Source organism: Bacillus sp. ME78 (assembly GCF_903970865.1).
GTDB classification, from domain to species: Bacteria; Bacillota; Bacilli; order Bacillales; family Bacillaceae_G; genus Bacillus_A; species Bacillus_A cereus.
In genome coordinates, this window is the sequence record NZ_CAJCKK010000012.1 from 52,402 (window position 1) to 69,801 (window position 17,400).

Here is a 17,400-nt window from a genome sequence, read left to right on the forward strand (position 1 = left end):
AGAGAATAGATGAAATGAGGGATGTCGAGATGAAAACAGTGCTAGAAGCAAAAAATATTGAAAAAGTATATGACACGGGTGGTAATAAATTTGCAGCGTTAAAAGGTATTAACTTACAAGTAAAAGAAGGTGAGTTCGTTGGAATTATGGGACCTTCTGGTTCTGGTAAGACGACTCTACTAAACGTTCTTTCTACAATTGATAATGCGACGAACGGTGAAATTTTAATTGATGGAAAAGATATCGTAAAAATGAATGACGATAAGTTAGCGTTATTCCGCCGCGATCATTTAGGTTTCATTTTCCAAGATTATAACTTATTAGATACGTTAACGGTGAAAGAGAATATCGCTTTACCACTTGCGTTATCAAAGGTGAAAGCGAGTGAGATTGATCGCCGCGTTCTTGAAATCTCAAAGAAATTCGGTATTGATCATATTTTAAGTCAGTTCCCATATCAAGTATCTGGTGGACAGAAGCAGCGCTGCGCAGCATCACGTGCAATTGTTACGAATCCAAGTATGATTTTCGGAGACGAGCCAACTGGAGCGCTTGATTCTAAATCTGCAACAGATTTACTTGAAAGTATGAAGTCGTTAAACGAATATGATAACTCAACAATTTTAATGGTAACGCATGATGCATTTGCAGCAAGTTATTGTAAACGAGTTATTTTCATTAAAGATGGTGAACTATATAAAGAATTGCACCGCGGTGAATCGACGCGTAAACAGTTCTTCCAAAAAATTGTTGATGTAATGTCTTCTATTTCTGGGGGTATGGCTGATGACCTTATCTAGCATTGCCCTCCGCAACATACAGCGGAACTTTAAAGACTACTTTGTATATTTTGCATCTATGATTTTTAGTATCGTTATTTATTTTACATTTAAAGCACTGCAATACAATTCACAAATGGAAAAAGCTGCAGAAGCTTCAAAAAAAATTAGCGGAGCGTTCCAAGTTTCAAGTGTCATGCTTATCATTTTCGTAGCAGTGTTTATTATATATTCGAACGGTTTCTTTACACGTAAACGTAAAAAAGAAGTTGGCTTATATTCGTTATTAGGTATCCGTAAAAGACAAATTGGTAAAATGCTCTTTTATGAAAATATGTTAATGGGATTAATGTCTTTAATTATCGGTATTGCGATTGGTAGTGTCCTTTCAAAATTATTCCTTGAACTGCTAGTAAGCATGATGGGATTAAACTTAAATGTTCATTTTGAAGTACCGATGGCTGCCATTATTGATACAGCACTTATTTTCTTTGTGATTATTTTATATACATCACTTCAAGGATATCGTTTAATTTATCGATTTAAGCTAATTGAACTTTTCCGCGCCGAACGTGAAGGAGAAGCAATGCCAAAAGGATCAGTTATTATGGCATTAATTTCAGTTGTCTTAATCGGTTCAGGTTATTTTTTAGCATTAATGTTCATGAAGGCAGTTAAATATGCAGACTTTATGGCAGTTGCACTTTATATTTTACTGGCAACAGTATTAGGTACGTACTTACTATTTATGTTCTTTACAGTATTTGTATTGAAACGTGCAAGAACGAATAAATCATCGTTTTATAACGGTATGAATATGGTAACGACGTCACAGCTACTATATCGTATTAAAGGAAATGCAAAGTCACTTGCTACAATTTCTATTTTAAGCGCGGTAACATTAACAGCGGTTGGTACGTCAGTTACGATGTATTACAACACATTTACGCAATCAAAAGCAGTAGCACCATATAGCTATTCTTATGAGAAGAAAGATGCAGAATTAGATAAGAAAGTAAATGCGATTTTTGCAGAAGAGAAGAAAAATCACCCGATCCAAGAGCAATTTGAAATTGAGACAGTTCCTGTAAAAGGGAAGTTTGAAGGAGATAAAGTTGATTTCATCTTTAATATGAACTACAGTATCTCAGAGAAATATCAATTTATGTCTCAATCTGAATTTAATAAGCTTGCTAAGAAAATCGACGCAGAAACAGTGAATGTAGCTGCTGATGAAGCATTTATATATGATAGTTCGTATATTGAAGGACATGAGTTTAGTCCACAATATAAAGGAAACAAAGCAGTATTCCAAATTGGGAACGAAACGAAGCAGTTAAAAATCCAAGGTGCAAATGACGTTGCGATTACAAATTTAGGTGAATTAGTTGTTGTCGTTTCAGATGAAATGTATGAACAAGCGAAACAAGCATTTGGAACACGTATTGTAAAAAATATTGATGTGAAAGATGAGAAAAACAGTAAAGTGTTAACGGAAAAATTAACAAAAGTGATGCCAGCTGGTGAATCAGAAATGGTGTTATCATTTAGAGATTTCTATACTGGTTTCCATATGGGGCTTGAAGGAACAGGATTAATGATGTTTATTGGAATGTTCTTAGGGCTTGTATTCTTACTAGCAACAGGTTCTATCATTTACTTTAAACAATTAACAGAAGCAAATGCTGATCGTGAGCGTTATGTTGTACTTCACAAAATAGGGGTCACAAAACAAGAAATGAAAAAAGCTATTGCAAAACAAGTAAGCTTTATCTTTGCGATTCCGTTAGTAATCGGAATCCTGCACAGCTTGTTTGCATTAAAAGGTTTAGGGAACATACTACCATTTGAAATTATGATTCCGCTTCTCATTAGTATTGGAGTATACGGCGCGATTTATATTGGATATTACTTCTTAACGGTTCGTTCTTATTATAAGATCGTGAGTGCGAAGTAATAAGGGGCAGCTATCGCTACACGCGATAGCTGTTTTTTTTATTCTTCATAAAATCTTAAGAAACTTCCTCAATTTTTATTAAGAAACGATAGTTATACTTAGACACAAGTTAAAAACTATCGAACGAATGAGGAGAGGTTTACATGCAGCTCATTACATTTTTACATGAATTTATAAAGCATCCAAAACATACTGGTGCAATTGCGCCAAGTTCAAAAATATTAGCAAAGAAAATGGTCGATGTAATTGATTTTAATAAAGCGAAATGTATTGTAGAGTTAGGGCCTGGCACAGGGGTTTTTACGAAAGAGATTATGAAGAGAAAAAAGAAGGAAACAATATTTCTTCTTATTGAAATTAATGAAGTATTTTTCAAAGAATTAAAAAGAAAGTTTAAAGATGAGCAGAATGTCATTGTTGTACACGGTTCAGCTGAAAATATAAAGAAGTATATGGAGGAGCTCAATATAGAATGCATTGATTACGTTTTATCAGGGTTGCCTTTCACTTCTTTACCAGAAGAAGTTTCAAAGCGCATTTTAAATAATGCGATGGAAGCGATACATGAGAATGGTGAGTTCATTACATTTCAATATTCACTTGTGAAAAAAGGGTTTATACAGCATTTCTTCCCTGAAATTACACTAGAAAAAGTATGGCTCAATTTCCCGCCAGCCTACGTCTTTAGTTGCAAAAAAGAACTAAGGAGAGCGTATGCATAATGGAATTACATGAATTATTATCCTATATCGAGCAATACGGTTATTGGGCATTATTTTTCTGTTTATGGTTAGGTATTATCGGTATGCCAATTCCAGATGAAATGATTGTTATGAGTGGTGGTTTCGTATCTTCAGTAGGGATATTAAGTGTTGTTCCTTCATTTGTATTAACATATTTAGGTGTTGTATCAGGGCTTTCTTTAGGATATATATTAGGGAAGGTATTTGGCACGAAGGTACTCCATAAATTGATGAAAAAGAAAAAAGCAAAGTATTTAATAAAATCACAAGAAATGGTTGATAAATACGGACAGTACGCGTTAGTTACAAGCTATTTCATACCAGTTGTAAGACATATCGTGCCGTATTTAGTTGGAATGAATAACATGTCATTTAAGACGTATGCATTGTATTCTTATACGACAGGATTTGTTTGGACACTCGTTTACTTTGTGCTCGGTGCTTTATTTGGACAACATATTGAAAGAATTGTAGCAGTTGCGATAGAGTATGGTTTGTATTTTGGCGTGATTGTTTTTATAGTTACAGGTATTCTTTATTTATATAGACAAAAAAGAATCACACTGATGAGTAAATAGAAGTAAAGAAAGTTTCTTCCAGTATGAAGGACAAGATAGGATTATAAGTATAAAATTATCTTTATTTAATGGTAAAATATAGGTAATTAGTTAAGGAAGGAAGAGCGTTGTGCTACTTATTTTTAGCCTTATCTTAATTGGAATTATGTGCAGTATGAAAATAGTATCCTTACACATGATAGAACGACAAAAGGTAGAGGAACGATATGTATATTTTCCAAAATGTGATACGAAAATTAGAAGAGGAAATTCAGCTCCTTTTTGTTCGAAATGTAATTTAATATTTTAAAAAGAAAAAGTCCGAAATCACTTTATATAGTTTCGGACTTTTCCTTTTTAAGTAAACATTAATCCACCTAGTTCTCTTTCGTTTGTTTATTAGCTAAAATGGAATATGGATAACAATAGTATGTAAACGAAAATAAATATAGATGTACATATGGAGTGCTATATTTGGAGATTTTAATCATAGTAGGATGCCTATTAATAGGAATTATTTTGATTAGTATAAGTAATTATCGATTTATAAAAGAATTAAAAGAAAAAAATTCAAAGAAAGAGAAATGGAAAGTAGTAGCTGGAAATTTGATAGAGTTATTTAGTGATCCATTGCATGGAGCGCCGTTCTATTTTTTAACTGGGGGTCTCTTTTTTGTAATCGGACTGTTGTTATTTCTTTCTATGGGAATGGGTTGGCTTGAAATTGATTAAGGCGTATTAATAAAGATGTTTGATCATGTTAGTGAAGTGGCTTGGAAGTTAAACCATAAAGTGCTGCTGATGAACGATAAAGGAAAAACTGTATGGATGTTAACCTTTTTAGAGAAGGATATCCCATTATTATGAAGTCTTTCGCAGAGATGGATCGAGAAGTTTTGAGGGTTTTATTACCTGATGAAAGAGGGATTCTTCCTACGAGGCCAGAGTGTGATGAATGTTATAAGACTCAATTGGATGATATTGAGGAGAGTTGATAAAAAAGAGCTTGAAACTATTCAAGCTCTTTTTTTATCACTATTTATGTCCTAAAATATGCTCAATCTCATGCAAACTTAATTTACTTGCCTTAGCAATCGTTTCAAGTGGTATACCAAGATCATACATATTTTTAATCATTTGAATTTTTCCCTGCTGAACTCCTTCTTTTCGACCTTGTTCAATGCCTTTTTCAATGCCTTTTTTAATTCCTTGTTTCATCCCTTGTTCCATTCCTCTTTTTATTCCTTCTGTCTCTGCATGGGCGAATTTTGCTGCTTCATCCATTAAAACTTTCTCCCTTGCGTCATAGGCTTGCCGGAAAGAAGAATCTTGACTCATACGTTCCCATTTATTTATCGCTTTTTGTAAAATAGGATCTTCGTTCATAGCAATATCCTCCAATAGTTTAGTTAAGTGCTCATCCTCATTTGCTGAAAGCAATAAAAGCCAACGAACAAATGGATCTTTCCACGGATTTACTTTTTCTTCATGCCATTGTTCAGTTAACTTTGGAATTTCTATAATGTGGATTTCTATGTCTTCACTCAGGAGTTTTTGTTGTTGTGTATTCCATAATATGCTCGTTGTATGGAAGGCTGGGTGTTCCGAAAACATTACGAAGTTTAGTAAGTTTATGGTGATGGTTTTGTGAAGTGCACTGTAGGGCATCCCTTTTTGTAGTTGAGATGTGTATAGTCTTCCCCAATAATATAAACTGCGTTTAACCATATCGTGATTATTATTGAGTTGTATTTCTACATTAACTTTTGTTCCTGTTTCTAATGTCGCTGAAATGTCTAAAATAGATAACTTATCCTCTTCATATTCCCTGTGTAAATGTGGATCTTCTAGTTGTAGAGAAGCAATGGGCGACTCTAAAGACTCTTGTAACATAGCATTTAAAAATGCAATTAGAATATCTTCGCTACCATTCGTACCAAACAATTGTTTAAATGCAAAATCAATGCGTAAATTAACTAACTGTTGGTTGAACAAAGTTTGTCCTCTCCCTTATATGAAGGTGCTTCTTTCCTTCATTGTACATAAAAAGAACTAGAGTATGCAAACAAGCCATTATTCTATTAGAGGTTGTTTAGAGATTCCTATCATTGATTACCACGAAAATTTCATATGGACTGTGTGGGTATCACTTAGTAAAGAAAGTTATGATGAAGTATTAGAAAAGTGGGATGAGAGAGGCCGAGAAAATAGTGATCCTTATTTTGGTTGGTTATCTGTAGAAATACGAGTTTATCCAGAAACATTAAATTTAAAAACAAATGTACATATAAGAGAAGTTGGAACGGCACCGTATGTTGAATTAGAGCCAACCGAGCATCCTTTAGCAATCGAACAAAGAAATGGAATTACTTTAGAGAGAGTTAAAGAAATACAAGAAATGATTCAACGACATAGCTAGATTAGAAGAGAAAAAACGAGTGCTAGCACTCGTTTTTTTCTTTACACAACCGCAGGATTATAAATCATCGTAAAGTGTCCTGGTAATAATTCAATGTGACAAGGTGTATGAAGCGAACTTTCTCCATCTGTATCTACTTCTTTTTCTTCTTTCGTTTCAATATGAATGGATTTCGCTTTTACGTGGAAGATGTCATTTTCATTTGAGTCTTCAAATAGTTTCTTTCCGATGTAATCTTTAAATGCTTGAATACCTGTTGATTTGACTACGAAAATATCAAGTGTTCCATCATCACATTTTACGTTCGGAATAAAGGATGGAATACCACCAAGATATTCACCATTTCCAACCATGACAAGGACAGCTTCGTCTTCATATACTTGTCCGTCATAAGTAATTTTTACCGGGAATGTTTCAGCATTTTTTACAGTTCGAATTGTGCTTAAATAGTAACCGATTTTACCAAGCTTTGCTTTTTCTTCTGCATCGATATTGTTTGATACTTCAGATACGAGTCCAATGCCCCAGAAGTTTAAGAAATGTTGTTCATTTGCTTTTGCAACGTCAACTGGTTTTACGTGTTCCTTTGTGATAAGTTTTGCTGCTTCTGCAATGTTTTGCGGAACACCAAGTGTGCGAGAGAAGTCATTGCAAGTTCCACCTGGAATGATTGCAAGTGTAGGTCTAGTTTCGAGAGGTGCTAAGCCATTTGTGCATTCAAATACTGTTCCATCACCACCAAAGACGATAATTAAATCTACTTTACTAGCAAACTCTTGGCAATATTTTGTTGCATCACCTTGTTTTTTCGTATGAAGGATATGTAGATCAGGAAAAGCTGCGACAAGAGGTGGTACGATTTTCGTTAAATTTGTATGTAAGTCACCTTGACCAGCTTTCGGATTTACGATGAGGAGTACTTTTTCAAATTTTGTCTTTGTCATTTTTATTCTCTCCCTTTGTCTTTTACGAATCGTGATAGAAAATAAACCTCCATCAGTAATTGATGGAAGCTTATTTTATTATATTACTCCGTTACAACTGAAGCGATAAATGGTAAGTTACGATATTTCTCAGCACAGTCGATACCGTAGCCAACGATAAATTCGTCTGGAATTTGGAAGCCAACATATTCAGCTTTTAAGTCCACTTTACGGCGTTCTGGTTTATCAAGTAGCGTACAGAACTTAAGTGCCTTTGGTTTATGCATAAAGAAGTGGTCTTTTAGAAAATGAAGTGTTAAACCAGAATCGATAATATCTTCTACAACAATTACGTTTTTCCCAGTAATGTTTACGTCGATATCTTTTAGTAGTTTCACTTTTCCTGTTGTTTCTGTTTGATTTCCGTAGCTAGATGCAGAAATAAAGTCAATTGTTACATCATTTTTGATGTGACGAATTAAATCAGCAGCAAATACGAATGAACCTTTTAATACTGCGATAACTACGATTTCTTCTCCTTCAAAATCACGTTCGATTTGAAGTGCTAATTCTTTAACTTTTGCTTGTAATTGTTCTTCAGAAATTAAAGTGTCTTTTATTTTAATATTCATTGTAATCCTCCTACAGTGTAAAACTTGCGAACATTTCGACTGTAAAGGATAGAATAGAAAAAGTCAAAGGAGATAGTAATTTTTTACAAAGATAACGCCAAAATCATCTGATGATATGATATACTAAGTGTATTAAGAAAACGCTTCCATAAAGGGTGAATATGATGAAGAAGAAACAGTACACAAGTGTAACATTTATAAAAGCATTACTTTTAACAATTGTTCTTGGCCTGTTGGCTTACGTAATTGATGTACCTGCGATTCGTATTTCATTAATTGGAATGACTTTAGTGTTAGGAGCAATTTCGCACGGTATGATGTCGCAGCTAAAAGAAGCTGGACTTGATGATATGAGAGATCATATAGATAAAAAGTAAGAAACCTTCATTATATAGAGTGAAGGTTTTTTTGTTTCTTACAAAAATGTAAGGTAGTTGTAAGGCAAATCGATAGTTGCATAATAGCATTTTGGATAAACTATGGGTGTAAGGTAAAAGGCAAGCATATTTTAGGTAAATTAAGTTTTAGGCACTCTATATGTGAAAAAGGAGTAGGAGGGCATGGAGAAACGTTGGACGACCTTTTCTTTTTTAGCGACTAGTAACACCGTAATGCTAGATGGAAAAATGGATTTTTTGCACTTGTTTGATCGTGAAGATGATCATTCTTCTTCTAAATTTACAATGAAATGGAATAAATGGAGCGATAGTTGTAGGTTTGAAGAAGAGACCCCTAACGAAGAGCAAAAGATTATTTTAACAAACCCTATTAAAGCGTGGGTTGTTCAACGTCGTAAGTGTAACGTCAAAAATCACTTCAAGAAAACTGAGCCGAGACAATTAGTTATCGCTCCGGCCCGTTCTACTTCCAAATCACGCGAAAGTAACATGTAAATAATTGAGACACACACCCGAAAAAACATCGTACATATTGCGATGTTTTTTTCTTTTTCTACAATGAAATCTTTAAATGAAATATATTTCATCTGCATCTTATATTTATATCTCTTGCTTATTCTAGTAATACATCCGATGCGAGTTGATGTGAATAAAATATAAGGAGAGAATGAAAATGAAAAAGAGACTATTACCAATTTGTGCAATGGCACTTTTAGCAGTAGGATATTCTTCAGTAGCGAGTGCAGATACTGGAACAGTAACAAAGGAAGAAGCACAAGTGCAACAAGATAAAGCTAAAAAAGAAGAAGCTATTAAGGAACAGCAAAAAAGTGAAGTAGAGAAAAAGCAAGCGGCACAAGTACAAGAAAAAAATGATATGGCTAAAAAAGAAGAAGCAATAAAAGCTGAGAAAAAAAGTGAAGAAGAGAAAAAGAGAATAGCGCAAGAACAGTTAAAAAACGATATGGCCAAAAAAGAAGCAGCGATAAAAGCCGAGCAAAAGAATGAAGTAGCTAAAAAAGAAGTAGCAAAGCCAGTTGTACAAGGTGAAAAATTACCAAATACAGCATCAAATAATGTAGCAATGATGGGATTAAGTGCATGTCTTGTAGCGGTAGGTACATTATTTGGTTTGAATCGTCGCAATAAGATTAAAGCGTAAATAAAATATTTTCCTATAAAGAATAGGATAATTTCATATATTAAAAATGGTAGGTTACTCCTACCATTTTTGGCATGGAGGAATGAAGAATGAAGTTACTCAATTATATCGGTATCATATTGATGGCTATAGGGCTATTCATGGGATCCTATTATGCTGTGGAATGGTATAAAGGAAGAAGCTCTGCCGGGCAATTAACTGCAGAAGAAATAAAGAGTCTTAAAAATATACAATATACTCAACTTTCTCGTGAAACACCTGTAACTTCTCAAGTGCCTTCTTCTCAAACAGAACATAAAGAAGGAGAAAAGGTAGCGATGTTAAACATACCAAAAATAAAGAAAAAGTTTTCTATATATTGGGGAGCGGATGATACGACTTTGAAAAAAGGAGTGGGTATGTTCGTTAGTAATTTAACGACAACACCATCTGGAGGGGGACATACTGTACTGAGTGGACATCGAGATACTGTATTTACAGATTTAGGGGAGTTGAAAGAAAAGGATACCCTTGTTTTAGAGTATGATAATAAAACGTACACATATGAAATTCAAAAGACATGGATTACTCATGCGGATGATCGTACTGTTATTATAAAAAAAGAAGAACCGATATTAACACTGACAACTTGTTACCCATTTGATTATATAGGGGATGCACCAGATAGATATATTATCGAGGCGAAGTTAACTGGCAGTTATTCAAAATGAAATTATAGTTTTTGAAAGCAGGAGGGGGATATATCAGTTATGTCAAAAAACATTTTAATTGTTGAAGATGAAGACATATTACGTGAAATATTAAAAGATTATTTTTTAAGTGAACAATATGTAGTGTTTGAAGCGAGGGACGGGAAAGAGGCTTTAGTTGTATTTGAAGAAGAAGAGGTTGATTTAGTTATTTTAGATATTATGTTGCCAGAACTCGATGGATGGTCTGTTTGCCGAAGAATTAGGAAGACGTCTGAGGTGCCTATTATTATGCTGACGGCGCGCGTAGATGAAGACGATACGTTACTTGGTTTTGAACTTGGGGCAAATGACTATGTGACGAAGCCGTATAGTCCGCCAATTTTATTAGCAAGAGCGAAAAGGTTGTTAGAAAGCAGAAAAGTGACAAAGCAACTTTTAGAGAATGAAGATGATACATTATCAATCCACGATATTCACGTTCATTTTCCGTCGCGCACTGTTACGGTAAATCGAACTGATATTAATTTAACACATACAGAATTTGAAATATTAGCGTATTTCATGAAAAATCAAGGAATCGTTTTAACGCGAGAACAACTCATTTCAAGAATTTGGGGATATGAATTTGCTGGCGATGATCGAACGGTTAATAGTCATATTCGTAATTTAAGAAATAAATTAGGAGAGAAAGCAAAGTACATTACAACTGTAGTACGAACTGGTTATAAATTTGAGGGGAATATATGAGAAAAGGAATTGTACTAAAATTATTTACTCTTACAACAGCATTATGTATGTTGATTTTAGCGACGATATTTATTGGACAAACGATATTTTTTAAACAATATTATGCGAATCGAAAAGTGGAAGATATTAAAGTAAATTTAAATTCCTTTGAGAAGAATTATTTAAACTACACAGGAAACGTAGAAGGAATTCAGAAACTTGAGCAAGACTTTTTAAGAGAAAATAATACGTGGATTACGACATTAGATAAGAACGGGAATTTAAAACATGCAGATGATTTTTATTTTGAAGTAACGATAGATCGTAGGCAACAAAAGAGCTTTGGACAACAAATATTCAAAATTCCTTTATACAATCTCGTCAATATAGAAGAGATTGATAATAAATCATCAGATCAGTTTCTAGGCCAAGGAATTTATTTTTCTGGAGTGAAAAAAGGAGATAGTTTTATTCCATTCTCTTTCTCGTTATCTAAGCAGAATTTAAGTGGATCTAATAAACCGTTAGAAAAAGCATTTAAGGAGAAAATGAGTAAATTAGATGAGGAGAAAAAGAAAGCAGCTGAGGAACAAGTAAGTAAGGAAAAGAAGCCGGCTGTTCAGGAGCAAGCTGCCCAAGAACCAGATGCTTACATAGGTGGGTTTGTTACAAAAGTACAGTTTCCAGATGTAAAAGGTCCTGTGAATCCAATTTATAAAAATACTTTATTTTTGGATAGTATAAAAGAATTTCAAACGGATGTATTACTAAAAGAGAGTAATCAAATAGAGTATTCAACAAAGACAATGGACTATGAAAAGAATGATATAAAATATAAATTATTAATGAAACCAATAAAAGAAAAAGATGGATCAGTAACATATATTTATGCGATGGCTTCTTTACAGCCCGTAGATGAAGCTGTACAAATGGTGCAAGATTATTACATCTATATCATTGCATTTGTAGTCGTTCTTATTTTTTTAGCTTCGTTTTATTATTCAAAACAAATTGCAAAACCATTATTAAAAATAAATGATACGACGAAGAAAATAGCACAATTAGATTTTACAGAAAAAATACCCATTACTTCAAAAGATGAAATTGGAGATTTATCGAAAAATATTAATGTGCTATCAAATAAACTCCATTCGCATATTGGGCAGTTAGAAGAAGATATTGAAAAGGAAAGAAAGTTAGAAAAGACGCGAAAAGAATTCATTTCTGGTGTTTCACATGAATTAAAAACACCGCTAAGTATTATGAAAAGCTGTATTTCTATTTTAAAAGACGGGGTAGCTGAGCATAAAAAGGATTATTATTTTCAGGCGATGGAGAGAGAAGTAGACAAAATGGATACGTTAATTTTGGATATGCTTGAGTTAGCTAAATTTGAATCTGGTACATATAAAATGAAAAAGGATTCGTTTTATATTGATACAGTAATTGAAGACATATGTGAACATCTATCTGTGGAAATAGAGAAAAAAGAGCTTCGTGTTCATAAAAATATATGTTCATTTGAAGTGATTGCAAATCAAGGCCGGATTGAACAAGTCATCGTGAATTTCATTACGAATGCCATACGTTATACACCAAATAAAGAAGATATTATTATTTCTACAATAGATGAGAAGGATCGTATAAAAGTGTGCATTGAAAATAAAGGTACTCACATTGAAGAAGAACAATTAGATAAAATTTGGGATCGTTTTTATCGAGTGGATACAGCTCGTCAGCGTTCACAAGGTGGGACGGGGCTTGGGCTTGCCATTTCAAAGAATATTTTAGAACTACATGATACTGAATATGGGGCAGGAAATACAGAAGATGGTGTGTTATTTTATTTCTATTTACCGAAAAAAGCGTAGAAAATATGATCTACGTTTTTTTAAATTATTTTCATATTATCTTTACCTAATCTTTATTTTTAATCAGTATAATTTGTTTAGAATATGAGGTTATGTAAGGAGTCGATGAACCGTGCATAGCAATTGGCTAAGTATAATGGTATTTATTTTCTTTTGCGCATTTATTGTATTTTTAATTGATATTACGATATGAAAAAAGAGCGCTCATTAAGCGCCCTTTTTTTGTGTATTCATTTGATAAGCACTGATGCTTTTGAATAAGCGTGGTGAAGTGAGGAATAAAAATATAAGTAAAACTGTACATAAAATAAAAGAACCAAGCATTGTACTTCCATTTACGATTAATGAATATAGTACAGCTGATTGACCTTTCGGTGCATATTGTCCCCAGAAAATAATACCGGCAATAAAGTGACAGAAGTAGCGAGCAAAGCTACCGACAAATGTAGCAAGGATAATATAAACAAGGATTTTCTTACCATGGTTTTGTTTTGCTGAAGGTCTTTCTTTACGACTACCTAAACTTGATTGCTCTTCACTATTTTCATTGGAAGTTAAAAGTGCTTTTTGAATTGGGCGATGGAATAATCCAGCAAATCCAATAAAAGCAAAGGCAATGAAGTATTCAATGAATGCTTGCACCGGTGTTAAAATGTAAGCATCTCCTACAACAATTTGTAAAAGACCCCAAATTAAGCCTCCTAAGAAAGCCGTTTTAAAACCCCAGCGGTAAGCGATAATAAAAATAGGAATCATAGCGAATGAGATAGAACCGCCTGTTGGAAGTTTAAGTGATAATGGTAAAATATCGATAATCATGGCGAAGGCTGCAAGAATAGCAGATTCGATCATCGCTTGTAAATTGGTGTTACGCATGTTGTCTCCCCCTAAATCCAAGTTGTACAAAAAAGAATAGATATCATAGGAGGATACGAAATACGTAAATAAAAATGAGGTATGTATTTCGGACGTTTGCACAATCCCTGCGTTAGCATTAACTAACAGGTTCGAAGGGTCGGAACGAAGTGTTCCCTCTCAGCGGCATGGCTCCCCCAGTGATAACGAGATTCTTTATTTGCTATTGTTTATTGTAAGCGAAATGGATGAGAATGGCAAACAAATGCTGTATGACAATAATTGAAATAGAATTGTAGCGAAATGTTAATAAATATGAAGCAAAAGGGTATAGTACAAGAGAAATTGGGTGTGGTATAATTTTTTTGAAAATAATTATCATTCTCTTCTGAGGGGGAAGGTTATGAGCTTAGTAGATATTAAAATTGGAGAGAAAGTGTTAGTAAAAAGTATTCAGTCTTTAGATCAGCTATTAAAGCGTAGACTAGCTGCTTTCGGTCTTGCGGAAGGAAGCGAACTTCGCTTGAAACAGAAAGCGATGTTCAAAGGTCCTTGTACATTGGAGTGTCGTGGACAGTTAATTAGTATTCGTCATTGTGACGCGAAAATGATAAAGGTGGAATTAGCGTGAATAAGGTAGCTTTGCTAGGGAATCCGAATACAGGGAAGACATCATTATTTAATGCACTTACTGGTTCTTATGAATACGTAGGAAACTGGAGCGGTGTAACAGTAGAAAAAAAGGTTGGTAAATTAAAAGATAGACAAGGAACATTAATTGATTTACCAGGTGTGTATGATTTAAATCCAGTTTCACGTGATGAAGGTGTTGTAACAAACTTTCTATTAACAGAAGAATTTAATCATATGTTAAATATCGTAGATTCCTCGCAGTTTGAGAGAAATATGCATTTAACGTTGCAATTACTTGAATTTGGTAAGCCGGTCTCAATTGGTTTAAATATGGTTGATGTGGCGAAGCAAAGAGGAATTGTCATTGATGTAAAACGATTATCAGAACTATTAGGTGTAACAGTCGTTCCTGTCGTTGCAAGAAGTGGAAAAGGTTGTGAAGAACTACTTGCGACTCTTAAAGAAAATGACAAAAAGGAGAAAAAGCCATTCCTTATTTCATATGGTGTACAAATGGATGAAGGAATTGGAGAAGTAATTGCTCTTTTAGAGACAGCGAATTATGAGCATCCGAGATGGTTAGCACTTCAATTTTTAAGCAATAACGAAGTAGTAGAAAAAGAAATGAAAGCATTACCAATTTATAAGGAACTCATAGCCATTCGATCTCGCTTAGAAGGAAAACTTGATTGTACGTTAGAAGAGCACATTTACAAAACTCGTGAAGCGTATATTGAAAAGTTAAAAACAAATGTTATGAAGCATGAGAAAGAAGGAAAAATTCCTTTTTCAGAAAAAATTGATAGATTAATTACACATAAAATTTTAGGACTTCCAATCTTTTTAGCAGTTATGTTTTTTATTTTTCAGGTTACGTTTACGTGGATTGGTACACCTTTATCGGATATGTTAGATGAGTTTTTTGGTGGTCAGCTTACGGATTGGGTGACGGCTGGACTTACAAGTATTGGAGCTTCTGATTTTATTCAAGCACTCGTTACAGAAGGTATTATTGCCGGTGTTGGTGCTGTATTAGTATTCGTACCACAAATCTTTGCACTATTCTTTTTCATTTCATTATTAGAAGACTCAGGATATATGGCGCGAATTGCAGTTGTTATGGATAGAATTATGGAGTTCTTTGGCTTAAACGGTAAAGCTTTTATTCCGATGATTATTGGTTTTGGATGTAACGTTCCAGGTATTATGGCAGCGAGAACGATTGAACAGGAGAAAGAGCGCTTACTTACAATTTTAGTAACACCGTTTATGTCTTGTTCAGCACGATTACCTGTATATGCATTATTTGCGGGCGTATTCTTCCCTAATAGTCAGGCGACTGTTGTATTTTCTTTATATGTCGCAGGTATTGTTCTGGCATTACTCGTTACAAAAATTATGTCTCTTACGATTTTGAAAGCAGAAAAATCTATTTTCGTAATTGAACTACCGCCTTATCGTGTGCCACAAGCGAAAACGTTATGGCTGAGCACGTGGGAGAAAGGAAAGGGATTTGTTCGTAAAGCTGGTACATTCATCTTTGGTGGTTCGGTTGTTATTTGGTTATTAAACTATGCAGGTCCATCAGGATTTGGCGTTGATATGGGAGATAGCTACTTAGCGATGATTGGTGGATTTATCGCACCATTATTTGCACCGCTCGGCTTTGGAACGTGGCAAGCTGCGGCATCCCTTTTAACAGGATTTTTAGCGAAAGAAGTTGTCGTTTCTACAATGGCAATTATTTATGCGGTTAAAGAAGATGTGCTTGGAAATGTAATGGGAGCACATTATACAGCATTATCAGCTTATGCATTTATGTTCTTTATTTTATTATATGTTCCGTGTTTAGCGACCGTAGCTGTTATTAAACGTGAAACAGGATCAGCGAAATGGACGATTTTTTCAGTCGTTTATCCACTCGTAGTTGCTTATGTATTAACGCTCATTATATACCAAGTTGGATCCTTACTCGGATTCTAGAAGGAGATGTATTGTGATGATGGTCAATATTATAATTGGAGCTATCATTTTTGGTTATGCAGCATATACGTTAGTTAATTTTGTAAAGAGAAGTAAAAAAGGAAAATGCGCGGCATGTTCTTTAAATAAGTCATGTCAGTCGCAAACTTGTAGCCCGGATATGGAGCAAATTGCTCATAATAAATAGAAAAAAGCTTTGCGAATTTCGCAAAGCTTTTTTGTTTTACTTTTTACTTTTTAATTTTTACAAGTTGAGAAGCTTCTACGCCTTTGTAACCAGGGAATTCTTTACTCGGGTCTTTATCAAATTTTAATACACCTACAGATTTTTCATCACCTTTTACATTGCTGTAAGTTGCGTCATCAACAATCGCATACATATCTGTATATGCACGGCCACTTCCGATAATTGTGTTGCCTTCATATTTTAATTTCGCTCCATCAAGTGTAGCATTTTCTACTTTCTCTTTTGCGAATAATACACCTTGTTCTGTTGTTACAGCTGGTAATTTATCAAGTGGTTTCGTGTTGTCTTTTTCATCAACTTTGCTAAGTAACTCTTTTTTCACTAGTTCTTCACCAGTTTTCTTATCCATTACAAGAACTTTTTTACCATCTAATGTTGTCATTTTCATTTTATAGAAGTCTTTTTCTTTCACTTCTTTTTTGTTTTTATCTGTAATTTGTTGAACTTGTTCTTCTGAGCCGTACAGTACAAAACCGTTCGCTTTCTCTCCTAATAAAGAACAACCTGATAATGCTCCAAATGAAATTGCTGCTGCTAATCCGATTCCTACTAATTTTTTCATGATGATTTCTCCTTTTATATGTTTTATAGTAAATACAATTTTTGTATTAGTGCTTACATGTGAAGAAGCTTGTTTGTTGCTTCTGGTATTAGTGTATAAGAAATATCGGAATGCAACTATCGAGTTAGCTTACAGTAACATTACACTTATGTAATTTAGTGAAATTGCACAAAAGTAAGTTAATTTCAAAGAGGGATAATGAGAATATATTAGAAATGCAATATTGTATATAGAATGTCATATTATAATGGATGTATTTTG

The 17,400-nt window shown here is 34.0% G+C and carries 20 protein-coding genes, 1 pseudogene and 1 riboswitch; of the genes and pseudogenes, 16 read left to right on the forward strand and 5 right to left on the reverse strand.

Annotated features, from left to right (window positions below):
* The first annotated feature begins 29 nt into the window (after positions 1 to 29).
* The 6 genes from H6481_RS15125 (at position 30) to H6481_RS15150 (ending at position 4,768) form a co-directional block, all read left to right on the forward strand.
* Entirely contained in the window at positions 30 to 800 is a 771-nt protein-coding gene (locus tag H6481_RS15125; protein ID WP_000859655.1) for an ABC transporter ATP-binding protein, read from the forward strand.
* Positions 787 to 2,736 (forward strand): ABC transporter permease, encoded by a 1,950-nt coding sequence (locus H6481_RS15130; protein WP_097920456.1) that lies wholly within the window; start codon positions 787 to 789, stop codon positions 2,734 to 2,736. The genes H6481_RS15125 and H6481_RS15130 overlap by 14 nt, the downstream gene beginning before the upstream one ends.
* 143 nt (positions 2,737 to 2,879) lie before the next feature.
* Entirely contained in the window at positions 2,880 to 3,458 is a 579-nt protein-coding gene (locus tag H6481_RS15135; protein WP_001176064.1) for an rRNA adenine N-6-methyltransferase family protein, read from the forward strand.
* Positions 3,458 to 4,057, forward strand: coding sequence for a DedA family protein (locus H6481_RS15140; RefSeq protein WP_182812187.1), 600 nt, complete (start codon positions 3,458 to 3,460; stop codon positions 4,055 to 4,057). Before H6481_RS15135 ends, H6481_RS15140 begins: the two co-directional genes overlap by 1 nt.
* 109 nt (positions 4,058 to 4,166) lie before the next feature.
* Positions 4,167 to 4,346: a hypothetical protein gene (locus H6481_RS15145; RefSeq protein WP_182812190.1), complete on the forward strand. Its 180-nt coding sequence runs from the start codon at positions 4,167 to 4,169 to the stop codon at positions 4,344 to 4,346.
* 164 nt (positions 4,347 to 4,510) lie between these two features.
* A complete protein-coding gene (locus tag H6481_RS15150) occupies positions 4,511 to 4,768 on the forward strand; it encodes a hypothetical protein (RefSeq protein WP_182812193.1) in 258 nt (85 codons plus the stop codon).
* Between the two features lie 303 nt (positions 4,769 to 5,071).
* Here the strand turns inward: H6481_RS15150 and H6481_RS15155 are convergent, their stop codons facing one another.
* Positions 5,072 to 6,031 (reverse strand): Rpn family recombination-promoting nuclease/putative transposase, encoded by a 960-nt coding sequence (locus H6481_RS15155; protein WP_182812196.1) that lies wholly within the window; start codon positions 6,029 to 6,031, stop codon positions 5,072 to 5,074.
* Positions 6,032 to 6,107: 76 nt separating this feature from the next.
* Here H6481_RS15155 and H6481_RS15160 point away from each other — a divergent pair.
* Positions 6,108 to 6,455 (forward strand): annotated as a pseudogene (locus H6481_RS15160) (DUF2199 domain-containing protein); the annotation flags it as partial.
* Positions 6,456 to 6,496: 41 nt separating this feature from the next.
* On the opposite strand, the gene H6481_RS15165 reads toward H6481_RS15160, so the two are convergent.
* Both H6481_RS15165 and hpt read right to left on the reverse strand, forming a co-directional pair.
* Positions 6,497 to 7,399, reverse strand: coding sequence for a YegS/Rv2252/BmrU family lipid kinase (locus H6481_RS15165; protein WP_182812199.1), 903 nt, complete (start codon positions 7,397 to 7,399; stop codon positions 6,497 to 6,499).
* Between the two features lie 83 nt (positions 7,400 to 7,482).
* Positions 7,483 to 8,010 carry a hypoxanthine phosphoribosyltransferase gene (hpt, locus tag H6481_RS15170; protein ID WP_065485468.1) on the reverse strand — a complete coding sequence of 176 codons (528 nt, stop codon included), beginning with the start codon at positions 8,008 to 8,010 and terminating at the stop codon, positions 7,483 to 7,485.
* 161 nt (positions 8,011 to 8,171) lie between these two features.
* On the opposite strand from hpt, the gene H6481_RS15175 reads away from it, so the two are divergent.
* The 6 genes from H6481_RS15175 (at position 8,172) to H6481_RS15200 (ending at position 12,859) form a co-directional block, all read left to right on the forward strand.
* The gene (locus H6481_RS15175) at positions 8,172 to 8,387 is read left to right on the forward strand and encodes a hypothetical protein (protein ID WP_002001286.1); all 216 of its coding nucleotides are present in this window, start codon (positions 8,172 to 8,174) and stop codon (positions 8,385 to 8,387) included.
* A 183-nt stretch (positions 8,388 to 8,570) separates the two neighbouring features.
* Complete coding sequence (locus tag H6481_RS15180) at positions 8,571 to 8,903, forward strand: hypothetical protein (protein WP_071731798.1); 333 nt, start codon at positions 8,571 to 8,573, stop codon at positions 8,901 to 8,903.
* A 178-nt stretch (positions 8,904 to 9,081) separates the two neighbouring features.
* Positions 9,082 to 9,570: an LPXTG cell wall anchor domain-containing protein gene (locus H6481_RS15185; protein WP_000746704.1), complete on the forward strand. Its 489-nt coding sequence runs from the start codon at positions 9,082 to 9,084 to the stop codon at positions 9,568 to 9,570.
* A gap of 89 nt (positions 9,571 to 9,659) precedes the next feature.
* Positions 9,660 to 10,280 (forward strand): class D sortase, encoded by a 621-nt coding sequence (locus H6481_RS15190; RefSeq protein WP_000771598.1) that lies wholly within the window; start codon positions 9,660 to 9,662, stop codon positions 10,278 to 10,280.
* 39 nt (positions 10,281 to 10,319) lie between these two features.
* The gene (locus tag H6481_RS15195) at positions 10,320 to 11,009 is read left to right on the forward strand and encodes a response regulator transcription factor (protein WP_000041862.1); all 690 of its coding nucleotides are present in this window, start codon (positions 10,320 to 10,322) and stop codon (positions 11,007 to 11,009) included.
* The gene (locus H6481_RS15200; RefSeq protein ID WP_065485466.1) at positions 11,006 to 12,859 is read left to right on the forward strand and encodes a HAMP domain-containing sensor histidine kinase; all 1,854 of its coding nucleotides are present in this window, start codon (positions 11,006 to 11,008) and stop codon (positions 12,857 to 12,859) included. The genes H6481_RS15195 and H6481_RS15200 overlap by 4 nt, the downstream gene beginning before the upstream one ends.
* Positions 12,860 to 13,066: 207 nt before the next feature.
* Here the strand turns inward: H6481_RS15200 and thiT are convergent, their stop codons facing one another.
* Positions 13,067 to 13,735 carry an energy-coupled thiamine transporter ThiT gene (gene thiT, locus H6481_RS15205; RefSeq protein ID WP_065485465.1) on the reverse strand — a complete coding sequence of 223 codons (669 nt, stop codon included), beginning with the start codon at positions 13,733 to 13,735 and terminating at the stop codon, positions 13,067 to 13,069.
* Positions 13,736 to 13,821: 86 nt separating this feature from the next.
* Positions 13,822 to 13,923: riboswitch (TPP riboswitch) on the reverse strand.
* A 194-nt stretch (positions 13,924 to 14,117) separates the two neighbouring features.
* On the opposite strand from thiT, the gene H6481_RS15210 reads away from it, so the two are divergent.
* The 3 genes from H6481_RS15210 to H6481_RS15220 are packed head-to-tail and all read left to right on the forward strand — an operon-like array spanning position 14,118 to position 16,517.
* Positions 14,118 to 14,345, forward strand: coding sequence for a FeoA family protein (locus H6481_RS15210; RefSeq protein ID WP_000060512.1), 228 nt, complete (start codon positions 14,118 to 14,120; stop codon positions 14,343 to 14,345).
* On the forward strand, positions 14,342 to 16,330 hold the full coding sequence (gene feoB, locus H6481_RS15215) for a ferrous iron transport protein B (RefSeq protein ID WP_053563489.1): 1,989 nt from the start codon (positions 14,342 to 14,344) through the stop codon (positions 16,328 to 16,330). Before H6481_RS15210 ends, feoB begins: the two co-directional genes overlap by 4 nt.
* 16 nt (positions 16,331 to 16,346) lie before the next feature.
* Positions 16,347 to 16,517 (forward strand): FeoB-associated Cys-rich membrane protein, encoded by a 171-nt coding sequence (locus H6481_RS15220; RefSeq protein ID WP_000989598.1) that lies wholly within the window; start codon positions 16,347 to 16,349, stop codon positions 16,515 to 16,517.
* Between the two features lie 43 nt (positions 16,518 to 16,560).
* On the opposite strand, the gene H6481_RS15225 is transcribed toward H6481_RS15220, so the two are convergent.
* Positions 16,561 to 17,139: a lipoprotein BA_5634 family protein gene (locus tag H6481_RS15225; protein ID WP_048565089.1), complete on the reverse strand. Its 579-nt coding sequence runs from the start codon at positions 17,137 to 17,139 to the stop codon at positions 16,561 to 16,563.
* Positions 17,140 to 17,400 lie beyond the last annotated feature (261 nt).

Excerpts from the sequence above, each read along its gene's own strand:
- H6481_RS15210 (WP_000060512.1), top strand. The coding sequence starts at position 14,118 with ATGAGCTTAGTAGATATTAAAATTGGAGAGAAAGTGTTAGTAAAAAGT.
- H6481_RS15195 (WP_000041862.1), top strand. The coding sequence starts at position 10,320 with ATGTCAAAAAACATTTTAATTGTTGAAGATGAAGACATATTACGTGAA.
- H6481_RS15185 (WP_000746704.1), top strand. The coding sequence starts at position 9,082 with ATGAAAAAGAGACTATTACCAATTTGTGCAATGGCACTTTTAGCAGTA.
- H6481_RS15180 (WP_071731798.1), top strand. The coding sequence starts at position 8,571 with ATGGAGAAACGTTGGACGACCTTTTCTTTTTTAGCGACTAGTAACACC.
- H6481_RS15190 (WP_000771598.1), top strand. The coding sequence starts at position 9,660 with ATGAAGTTACTCAATTATATCGGTATCATATTGATGGCTATAGGGCTA.
- H6481_RS15225 (WP_048565089.1), bottom strand. The coding sequence starts at position 17,139 with ATGAAAAAATTAGTAGGAATCGGATTAGCAGCAGCAATTTCATTTGGA.
- H6481_RS15125 (WP_000859655.1), top strand. The coding sequence starts at position 30 with ATGAAAACAGTGCTAGAAGCAAAAAATATTGAAAAAGTATATGACACG.
- H6481_RS15140 (WP_182812187.1), top strand. The coding sequence starts at position 3,458 with ATGGAATTACATGAATTATTATCCTATATCGAGCAATACGGTTATTGG.
- H6481_RS15220 (WP_000989598.1), top strand. The coding sequence starts at position 16,347 with ATGATGGTCAATATTATAATTGGAGCTATCATTTTTGGTTATGCAGCA.
- H6481_RS15135 (WP_001176064.1), top strand. The coding sequence starts at position 2,880 with ATGCAGCTCATTACATTTTTACATGAATTTATAAAGCATCCAAAACAT.
- hpt (WP_065485468.1), bottom strand. The coding sequence starts at position 8,010 with ATGAATATTAAAATAAAAGACACTTTAATTTCTGAAGAACAATTACAA.
- H6481_RS15175 (WP_002001286.1), top strand. The coding sequence starts at position 8,172 with ATGATGAAGAAGAAACAGTACACAAGTGTAACATTTATAAAAGCATTA.
- H6481_RS15165 (WP_182812199.1), bottom strand. The coding sequence starts at position 7,399 with ATGACAAAGACAAAATTTGAAAAAGTACTCCTCATCGTAAATCCGAAA.
- thiT (WP_065485465.1), bottom strand. The coding sequence starts at position 13,735 with ATGCGTAACACCAATTTACAAGCGATGATCGAATCTGCTATTCTTGCA.
- H6481_RS15200 (WP_065485466.1), top strand. The coding sequence starts at position 11,006 with ATGAGAAAAGGAATTGTACTAAAATTATTTACTCTTACAACAGCATTA.
- H6481_RS15130 (WP_097920456.1), top strand. The coding sequence starts at position 787 with ATGACCTTATCTAGCATTGCCCTCCGCAACATACAGCGGAACTTTAAA.